Consider the following 10423-nt stretch of genomic DNA (forward strand, 5'->3'; position numbering starts at 1 on the left):
TTAAAATTTTGCATTACCTTTGTATACCAATTAAGTTTGGATAATATGAGTCAAAAAGTGTTACTTAATGCAACAGAGGTAAACATCATTCTTCATAGACTGGCTTGTCAATTAATTGAAAAACATAAAGACTTTGCAAACACTGTATTAATTGGAATTCAGCCAAGAGGTAAATTTCTTGCCGAACGATTAACTAAAATGCTAAAAGATGAATACAAGATTAAAAATGTTCAATTAGGGCTTTTAGATATTACATTTTTTAGAGACGATTTTAGAAGAGGGGAAAAAACTCTTGAAGCCAATACTACAGAAATTAACTTTATAGTTGAAGACAAAAACATTGTTTTTATAGATGATGTTTTATATACAGGAAGAAGTATTCGATCTGCATTAACAGCCATTCAATCATTTGGAAGGCCTAAGGAAATAGAGCTACTAACCTTAATAGATAGACGATTTAGTAGACATCTTCCTATACAACCAGATTATAGAGGCAGACAAGTAGACGCTATTAATAATGAAAAAGTAAAAGTAAATTGGAAGGAAAATGAGGGAGAGGATTCCGTTTACCTTATAAATAATTAAACTATGAGTGAATTAAGTGTCAACCACTTATTAGGAATAAAATATCTTAACAAAAAAGATATTGAGCTTATTTTTGAAACTGCCGATCATTTTAAAGAAGTGATTAACAGACCCATTAAAAAAGTGCCTTCGCTTAGAGATATTACCATTGCCAATTTATTTTTTGAGAATTCTACAAGAACAAAATTATCTTTTGAACTTGCTGAAAAAAGACTCTCAGCTGATGTTATTAATTTTTCAGCATCACAATCTTCAGTCAAAAAAGGAGAAACTTTAATAGATACAGTCAATAATATTCTTTCAATGAAAGTGGATATGGTCGTCATGCGTCATCCAAATCCAGGAGCCAGCGTTTTTTTATCTCAACATGTTGATGCAAGTATTATTAATGCTGGAGATGGAGCACATGAACATCCAACTCAAGCTTTGTTAGATTCTTATTCTATTAGAGAAAGGCTAGGAGAAGTAAAAGGAAAAAATGTGGTTATTGTTGGAGATATTTTGCATAGTAGAGTAGCACTTTCAAACATCTATGCGCTAAAACTTCAAGGAGCCAATGTTATGGTATGTGGACCAAAAACCCTAATTCCTAAACATATAGACAAACTTGGAGTTATAGTTGAGACTAATTTGCGTAAAGCTCTGAATTGGTGTGATGTAGCAAATATGCTTCGAGTTCAAAATGAACGTATGGAGATTAGTTATTTCCCTTCTACAAGAGAGTATACTCAGCAATTTGGTGTAAACAAAGCACTGTTAGATTCTTTAGAAAAAAAAATTACTATCATGCATCCAGGACCAATAAATCGAGGAGTAGAGATTACGAGTGATGTGGCAGATTCCAATCAAGCTATTATTCTAGACCAAGTACAAAACGGTGTAGCAATAAGAATGGCCGTTATTTATTTATTAGCTTCTAAGATAAAACCTTAATATTATGATTATAGATAAAGCTGGTAATATTACAATCATTACCCAAGAGAAAACCTCTATTATAGAGTTAGTTAAGAAAATAGATGTTGTTTATAGTCGTTATAAAAATGACAATATCATTATTTCACTCACTAGTTTAAATTCGATTTCATTAAAAGAGATTATTGAATTTCTGCAACTTTCTAATACGCATAGAAAATCGAAGCACTCATTCGTCATCGTTTCAGATAAAGTTAATTTAGACGAGATGCCTGACGAAATTATTGTTGTTCCAACCATTCAAGAAGCATACGACATTATAGAAATGGAAGAGATGGAACGCGATCTTGGTTTTTAAATACCGTTAAGCTGTAAAGTTGTTTGTTGTTAAGCTGTAAACCCAACGACTAAACAACTCCATGACTAAACAACAAACATAAAAAATGAAGCTCACCATATTAGGTTGTCATAGTGCAACACCACGTATTAACACAAATCCAACATCGCAAGTATTAGAAATAAATAATCATCTGTTTTTAATAGATTGTGGCGAAGGAACTCAAGTTGAGCTTAGAAGAAACAAAATTAAATTCAACCGAATTAAGCATGTTTTTATTTCGCATTTACATGGTGATCATTATTTTGGATTAATAGGTCTTATTTCAACATTTCGTTTATTAACTAGAGAAACTGAGTTACATATTTATGCTCCAAAAGGTTTAAAAGAACTTGTAACCTTACAAATGAAATTAGCCAATTCATGGACTAATTATCAGCTTATTTTTCATGAATTGAGCTCAAATATTTCAGAATTAATTTTTGAAGATGATAAAGTCGAAGTTTACACAATACCCTTAGATCATCGAATTTATACCAATGGATTCCTTTTTAAAGAAAAGCCTGGAGAGCGTAAACTAGATATGAATGCTGTTTTGAATAATGATATAGATCTGGCTTATTATAACAAATTAAAACAAGGTTTTGATGTTGAAAATAATCAAGGAAAATTAATTAAAAACAAAGAAGTAACTAAAGACCCAGAAAAACCAAAAAGTTATGCCTTTTGTAGTGATACTGCTTATAACGAACAAATTGTTGAAATTATTAAAGAAGCAACAGTATTGTATCACGAATCCACCTTTTTGGATAAACATATGCAATTAGCAGAGTCTACAAAGCATAGTACAGCTAAACAAGCTGGTAAAATTGCTAAACTTGCCGAAGTAGATCATTTAATATTAGGTCACTTTTCTACCAGATATGATTCATTGAATGAGTTTAAAGAAGAAGCACAAACCATTTTTGATAATGTAGAATTGGCAGAAGCCGGAAAAATTTTTAATTATTCCAATTGAGAACTTATTCTATTATTTATTAAATATAAACCGTTACTAGGAGAGTAAATGTTATTGAATAATTCAGAAAAGAAAAATACTTTATCATCTTTAGAGAAATATTTTGAAGTACCCTCAATTTGTTGTGTCCATAGTGTAGTTAATACAGTTTGACTATTATAATTGTAAAAATATGATTGATCTATACTAGGAATAATAGTTACTCGTAATAATTTATTTAAAAAATTAAAGACATTTTCTGTTTGAAAAGTACTGGTTGGTGTCACCGACGAAAAACTATTATTTGAAGGATTAAATAGTTTTAAATCATAAGTAGCAAAGCTACCAACTGTATAGGTAGAAATATATTTATTACCCATAAAATTATAACTAGTTCCTCCGTAAAATTCTGAAGTATCAGTAGGTAAAGCTGTCCAACTGTCGCTACTTATATTATAGCTGTATAAATCGGTATAAAAAGAGTCAAAAACACCATTACCTTGACGTCCTTTACCAAAAAATAATTCATTATTATGAGAAAAAATTATAGGACCAACCCTATAAGTATCATTATTAGGTGGAGGACTCACAGTTTCTATAGATAAGCTATTTAGATCTATTTTATACATGGTATTTTCTGTATTATAAAATTGAGTGGTAAAAACAAAAAACTCGCCAGTATCTGTAATGGCTTCATTAAAAGAATATGCTAATAAACTCACGTTACCAATTCTTGTCCATTCTCTTGAAGTGTAATCCAATTCGTAAAGAAATATATGTGGCACACCATCAACGTAATCATCATCATTTCTTGCAAATGCATACGATTTATCATTATAATTATAAATATATGAACTAATTATATCTGGGTTGTTTTTAGTATATAATATAAAGTCAGAATCAATTTCAATTGGATATGTATATTCAGACTGCATACCAGTAGTTTCATAAGAAATATGATATATTTCAAAATTTTCATAAGGACCGTACGGGACTTTAACTACTAACGAATCTGAACCATATGTATGTTCTATATGAGCTTCAATTTCATTATTTATAGTAATGCTACCTAAAGCTAGGTCGGGATTAAAATTATCACCTTTTAAAGTTAAATGATCACCAATTCCAGTAGATTGTGGAGCAAATGTGATTTCTGGAAACTTTAATTGCATAATATTATTAATCATAGTTTCTTGTAGTTGTGCATTTATTTTTAAATCGATAATTCTGTTGCCTATATTGTTTGGTATCATTATTTGAATAGAATCATGTGTCGCTTGATAAATAGGAACTTCAATATCATTTAGAGTAGCTGTTATAAAATTTGAACTAGTATCAAAATTCTCACCATAAATCCAAATCAATTCACTGAATTTGACTAATTCTTTTTCTGGATGTGATATGGTTGGAGCTCTTAATTGAAATTCTGTTGCAGATAAAAGCGAATCATTATTCACATTCCTAATATTAATTGTTGGATTAAAGCGATCTAGGTTTCTTGGAACCCTAACTTTAATAGTATCGGTTGATGCTTGATAAGCTGATACAATGTGATTATCAAAACTTATTCTTAATGAATCTCTAAATAAATTATTTCCAGTAATTGAAATATCTTCATCGAAGACACCTCGATCAGGAACTCTAATGTTTGACGGTAAATAATGATCTGGATTTTCATCTTCTATATTTGAATCATCATTACTACAGCCAGAAAGTAGGATTACCAAAATGAAATAGAAATATGGTTTAAATTTTCTCATCTAATATATATTAATATGTTTTATTCATATAGTTAAAATCATGGTTAGGAACGATTACACTTGTTATAATACAATCATTTTCTTTAATGAAATTTAATCAGAGTTGTTGATTTATAGAATACAAATCTATTCTTTTGTAATTGTAACCGACTTTAAAATATTCTCCATTATAATCAGTAATAGTAGAGGTAACTTTTTCAACTATAATCCAAACAAAATGAATACCTTCTTTTAATTTTGAAACAACAAAATTGACAAAAAAGAAGAAGGAGCCAAAAGAAACCTCTATTTTTGATTGTTTAAGTAGGTCGAAATATTTACTATTTTCAAGGATCATTTAGGAAAAATAATTCTTAAATTTATAAGAAATAGTTTACTTATAAAAGAAAAAATCATTTAAAAGGTATAATTTATTGTAATGAATACAGATTTAAGTAATTATAGAAAGTCTTATGAAAAACATGAGCTCTTATTAAAGGATACTCCAGAAAACCCAATGGAATTATTTCAAAAGTGGTTTTTAGAAGTGGATAAATTCTTTCCTGAAGATGAAACAAATGCTATGACTATATCTACTATCGGTTTGGATAAATTTCCGAAAAATAGAGTAGTACTTCTTAAAAAATACACTTATGAAGGCTTTATATTTTATACCAATTATAATAGTGAAAAAGGGAAAGCCATTTTAAATAACCCTAATGTTTGTTTGTCTTTTTTTTGGCATGGAGCAGAAAGACAGATTATAATTAAGGGGAAAGCAAAAAAAATAGCAGCAAATTTAAGCGATGGATATTTTGAGTCTAGACCTAGAGGTAGTCAGTTAGGAGCTATTATATCAAATCAAAGTGAAATAATTTCAAGTAGGGAAGAGTTAGAAAAGCGATTAGCAGCTCTTGAAAAAGAATTTGAAGGGAAAGAAATTCCTAGACCAGAATTTTGGGGAGGGTTTATTGTAGAACCTGTAGAATTTGAATTTTGGCAAGGAAGACCAAATAGATTACACGATAGAATAAGGTATTCTATTAATAATGAGTACGATTGGTTAAAAGATCGATTATCTCCATAAAAATATCGATTAAATACATAAAATATCTTTTAAAAAATGCATTTCATCGATAAAATGAAAAATAACACGACAAAATGCACGTAGTTTGTCGATTTTAACATTTCTTTAACAGTTATTTCTAGTTAGGATTTTAAATTAGCTACACCAAATCTAAATTACCTAACAATGAAAAAGCCTACTTTACTACCAATTATGGTATTATTAGCTCTGTTTACATTTTCATGTTCTACAGACAGCCTTGATGAAACTTCTAATAGTGTTAATACAAACATTATAGTTCCAGAAACAAAAATTATTGAAATTGAAATCGTTGAATTAATAAATGATTATAGGATTAGTTTAGGATTAAATCCACTAAATAATATGGATGTTATTAAGTCTCAAGCATTTTCTCATACAGATTATATGATTGAACATGATAACGTATCTCATGATAATTTTTATCAGCGCAGAAACTATTTGGTAAGTAATGTTGGAGCAAATACAGTTTCAGAAAATGTTGCTTATGGTTTTACGTCTGCTGAATCTGTTGTAAATGCCTGGATAAATAGTGATAGTCATCGTGAGAATATAATTGGAGACTATACTGATTTCGATATTTCGGCAGACCAGAATAGTGAAGGAAAATGGTATTACACAAATATATTTGTGAAAAAATAAAGTGTTTGGAAGTAAGTGAAAAATTAATATGTAAGCTATATTTATTTTAAATTATTAAACAAAGTCTGATTAATAGCAATTAAAAAGACCATTCTAATTTTAGAATGGTCTTTTTTTATTTATGAAGTATTTTAAGCATGTTTTTAAGCCCTTAATAATTTTCTATAATAAATTTCTTCTAAAATAAATTTAGGTCTGGTTTTTATGAAGTTTTTGTTTAATTAAAGAGCTATTTAAATAAAGTTAATCCATTATACTATAAAATTCAAAAGCCACTCATAAAGAGTGGCTTTTAGGTAATAAGATTATTGTTAGGAAGGTTTAATATGTAAGCTATAGATATTAAAAATAACTAAACCTTATTACGCTTTATTGTATAAATTTAAGCCACCAAAGTGGCATAAATTATTTAGTTATCAGATAAGATAATAAATTTAGATCTTCTGTTTTCTTGGTGTTGTTCTTCTGAGCATTTTACACCATTAGAACAATCATTAACTAATCTACTTTCACCAAAACCTATAGCGCTTTCAATTCTATCTTGAGCAATGTTTCTAGAGTATAAATAATCTCTAGTAGATTTAGCTCTTCTATCAGATAGCTTCATGTTATAACTGTCAGATCCACGACTGTCTGTGTGAGATTCAATTTTTATTACCATATTAGGGTGTTCACGCATAACAGCAACAATGTTTTCTAATTCGTAAGCTGCATCTGGTCTAATATCCCATTTATCAAAATTGAAGAAAATAGGGTTAATAACGATTTCGTTATCATTAATTAATGGAATTAATAATAGATCTGCTTGATGTACTTTTTCGTGTTCATCAGTAGTTTCTATTTTAGCGATAGCGTCTTTATAGTCTGGTTTGCTACCTAAAATAGTGTATTTATTATCACAATCTACTTCAAAAGAGTATTCTCCTAATTCATTAGTTGTAACTTCTTCTATTATTTTTCCAGATTCATCTATTAGCTGTACATTAGTTGTAGCTAAAGGACTTAATGTCTTACTATCTCTGGCTATTCCTTTTATGATTTGTTTACAATTATAAATACTAAATTCATAAATGTCATCACTTCCTTTGCCATCTTGCCTGTTAGAAGAAAAATAACCTGTATTTGTTTCAGAATCTATAAAGTATGCAAAGTCATCGTAGCCACTATTATAAGGAGCACCAAGGTTTTCTGCTTTGGCATTTTCATCTTTTATAATATTAGATTTAAAAACATCTAATAATCCTAAATTTAAAAATCCATCTGAAGAGAAATAAAGTGTACTGTCTTTAGCAATAAAAGGATACCCTTCACGACCTTCCGTATTAATTTCTGGCCCTAAGTTTTTAACTTCACCTATGGTTCCATTATTACTAAGATCTACTTTATATAAATCTGTTTGTCCTAAACCTCCTTCACGATCTGAAGTGAAATATAATGTTTTGTTGTCTGGACTTAAGGCTGGATGATAGGTAGAAAAAGCGTCATTATTTATTGGTAACTCTTCTATATTAGACCATATACTATCTACTAAAGTGGCTTTGTAAATTTTTAATTGAACAGTGCCTTTTTTATCCATTCTAGCACGATTTCTATTTCCAACATTCATTCTAGAAAAGTACATGGTTTTACCATCATTTGTCAGTGCTGCATCAGCATAATGTAAGTTGTCTCTGTGTACACCTTCAAATTCTAATTTCTTGATATCTAAAATTTCTTTTTTTCCATCTGTTGTTGAAATAGTTCCTTGATATAAATCTAAATAAGGCTCATTATTCCATTTATAGATATCGTTTTTTGTATCTCTAGAAGATGCAAAATAGATGGTGTTTTTGTTTATAGCAGAACCAAAATCTGAATAATTAGAATTTATAGATAGATTATCAATTTTCACATAAATTCCTTTAGTTGAGGCTAATTTTTCATAAAGATGTAAGTTGCTATTTTTTACATCTTTAACGCGACTATCGTTATTTTGTATTTCTTTAAATTTAGAAAGCCAAAGATCAGCCTCGTCATAGTTCCCTAAACTACGTTGCGTTTGAATGTATTTATAAATAAATTCTGGACTTATATCTTTGTTTTTTTCTAAAGCTTTAGCATACCATATAGCTGCTTGTTTAGAATCGGAGTTGTTATAATAACAATCTCCTAATCTAGTAAGTACGTGCACATTATCTTCACCATTGTTAACTGCTTCTTGATATAATTCAGCAGCTTTTAAATAAGCGTAGTTGTCAAAAAATTTATCAGCAACTTTTTCTTGTGAAAATAGAAAAGTACTAATTAATGCTATTATTGTGAATAAGACTTTTGTTTTCATGCTGTTATATTTTAGAAGTATCTTGGGGATTTAATTCTTTTAGCTTTAAATAATTCGAACATTATTAAAATTTCATGTGTTCCACCTGTATAATCATTTAATTCAGATAATGGATATTCATACGTATAGCCTATTCTAAATTGTTTTGATATTTGAAAATCAGTTAAAACACCTAGAGCTGAAGTATATTCATTGATTCTATATCCACCACCAAGCCAGAATTTTTCAAAGAATAAGAAGTTGGCAGTTATATCAAAAGATAGAGGTGCACCATTTGTGGCTTTCATTAAAAATGCAGGTTTCAATTTTGTATTTTCACTTAACGTAAATACATATCCTCCAGTGAAATAATAACTAATACGTTCTAGAGCTTTTACATCTGCATTATTACTGTCTTTGGCATAATTAGTATTAAGTATTCTAGGTGCTGATAGACCTAAGTACCACATTTGAGAATGCCAATATAAACCAGCTCCAATATTTGGGCTCCAACGATCATCTATACCATAAATATTTGGATCTTGACCACTAGGATCTGCAGCATTTCTATCTAACCTATAACTTGTTACTCCAGCCTTAAAACCAAAAGCTAATTTAGTATTTACACCTGTGTTAATTGTATAAGAAAAATCTCCATATAAGTACGAAAAGTGTTCGTCACCTAGCTTATCATTTATAAACGATAAGCCTAAACCAATTTTTTCATTTCTTAAAGGTGAATTAATTGAAAGTGTTTGAGTAACTGGTCCTCCATCAAAACCAACCCATTGGCTTCTATGTAAGGCTACAATACTTAAAGTTTCTCTACTGCCTGCATAAGCTGGGTTTATTGAGACAGTGTTATACATATACTGAGTGAATTGTGGTAATTGTTGAGCAATTCCAACCGTACAACTCAATAATGCTAACGCAACTATATAATGTTTAATAAGTTTCATAGGTTATAGTTTTATTTGGTTCCTACGTAGATATAACCTGTAAAAGGTTTTAATCCACTGTTTTTTAAATTTAGAATATAATAATATGTTCCATTAGGAACTGTATTTGCATTTCCTACTGAGGCTTTTGAGACAGTTCCATTCCAATTATTTTGGTAGTTGCTGGATTCGTAAATCATAGCTCCCCAACGGTTAAATATTTTTACATCAATTATAAATCCACATTCTTCAACACCTGTTACTTCAAAGAATTCATTCCATTGATCACCGTTTGGTGTAACAGCTTTTGAGATATTTACATCTTCACTAGTACATGGTAATACAATACAGTCATCGTTAATGTTTATTGTAACTTCTGTTGTACTCATACAACCATTATCGGCTACAGAATAACTAAACACATAGTCTCCAAGATCTACTTCAGAAGGATCAAAATAATTATTATCTAATGTAGTGTTACCAGAATTAACTACCCATGTTCCTGTCATATTAGTGCCATAATAGTAATCAAATAAATCAATGATTCCATCATCAAAACATCTACTATCGCTTTCAGAAATAATGGTGTCTACCATTGTTACATATACAATTTGTGATGCTGTTCCTATATTTCCACAAGAATCAGTAAATTCCCAAGTCCAAATAATTTCATAATCATTATTTGATCCATCAAAAGAGTTGTCTTCGTTAAAGTCTAATATTGTTACATTGTTTGAACAATCGTCAAATATTAATGTTGGAGTATCTGGAATAACATCACAATTTACTGTTATATCAGATAGGTCGTTAGTTACAATAGGAGCCACAGTATCACTCACAGTAATAGTTTGAGACACAGACGATGAGTT

The 10423-nt window shown here is 29.5% G+C and carries 10 protein-coding genes; 6 read left to right on the forward strand and 4 right to left on the reverse strand.

Translation table 11 applies throughout. The features are described from left to right. Positions 1-45: 45 nt before the first annotated feature. The 4 genes from pyrR (at position 46) to FVF61_RS06395 (ending at position 2852) form a co-directional block, all read left to right on the forward strand. Entirely contained in the window at positions 46-585 is a 540-nt protein-coding gene (gene pyrR, locus FVF61_RS06380; protein ID WP_148454520.1) for a bifunctional pyr operon transcriptional regulator/uracil phosphoribosyltransferase PyrR, read from the forward strand. Positions 586-588: 3 nt separating this feature from the next. After that, complete coding sequence (locus FVF61_RS06385) at positions 589-1518, forward strand: aspartate carbamoyltransferase catalytic subunit (RefSeq protein ID WP_148454522.1); 930 nt, start codon at positions 589-591, stop codon at positions 1516-1518. Between the two features lie 4 nt (positions 1519-1522). Beyond that, entirely contained in the window at positions 1523-1855 is a 333-nt protein-coding gene (locus FVF61_RS06390; protein WP_148454524.1) for a ribonuclease Z, read from the forward strand. Positions 1856-1940: 85 nt separating this feature from the next. Further along, complete coding sequence (locus FVF61_RS06395; RefSeq protein WP_148454526.1) at positions 1941-2852, forward strand: ribonuclease Z; 912 nt, start codon at positions 1941-1943, stop codon at positions 2850-2852. Here the strand turns inward: FVF61_RS06395 and FVF61_RS06400 are convergent. After that, entirely contained in the window at positions 2840-4591 is a 1752-nt protein-coding gene (locus FVF61_RS06400; RefSeq protein WP_148454528.1) for a Kelch repeat-containing protein, read from the reverse strand. The genes FVF61_RS06395 and FVF61_RS06400 overlap by 13 nt on opposite strands. A gap of 418 nt (positions 4592-5009) precedes the next feature. On the opposite strand from FVF61_RS06400, the gene pdxH reads away from it, so the two are divergent. Further along, positions 5010-5657, forward strand: a complete 648-nt coding sequence (gene pdxH, locus FVF61_RS06405) for a pyridoxamine 5'-phosphate oxidase (protein ID WP_148454530.1) — start codon at positions 5010-5012, stop codon at positions 5655-5657. A gap of 165 nt (positions 5658-5822) precedes the next feature. After that, positions 5823-6317, forward strand: coding sequence for a CAP domain-containing protein (locus FVF61_RS06410; RefSeq protein ID WP_233586724.1), 495 nt, complete (start codon positions 5823-5825; stop codon positions 6315-6317). 409 nt (positions 6318-6726) lie between these two features. On the opposite strand, the gene FVF61_RS06415 is transcribed toward FVF61_RS06410, so the two are convergent. The 3 genes from FVF61_RS06415 to FVF61_RS06425 form a co-directional block, all read right to left on the reverse strand. Further along, the gene (locus FVF61_RS06415; RefSeq protein WP_148454532.1) at positions 6727-8637 is read right to left on the reverse strand and encodes an OmpA family protein; all 1911 of its coding nucleotides are present in this window, start codon (positions 8635-8637) and stop codon (positions 6727-6729) included. 11 nt (positions 8638-8648) lie between these two features. After that, positions 8649-9575, reverse strand: coding sequence for a PorP/SprF family type IX secretion system membrane protein (locus tag FVF61_RS06420; RefSeq protein ID WP_148454534.1), 927 nt, complete (start codon positions 9573-9575; stop codon positions 8649-8651). An 11-nt stretch (positions 9576-9586) separates the two neighbouring features. Next, the coding region (locus FVF61_RS06425) for a gliding motility-associated C-terminal domain-containing protein (RefSeq protein WP_148454536.1) at positions 9587-10423 on the reverse strand (837 nt) is incomplete at its 5' end.

The organism is Xanthomarina maritima, assembly GCF_008084905.1.
Classification (GTDB): Bacteria; Bacteroidota; Bacteroidia; order Flavobacteriales; family Flavobacteriaceae; genus Xanthomarina; species Xanthomarina maritima.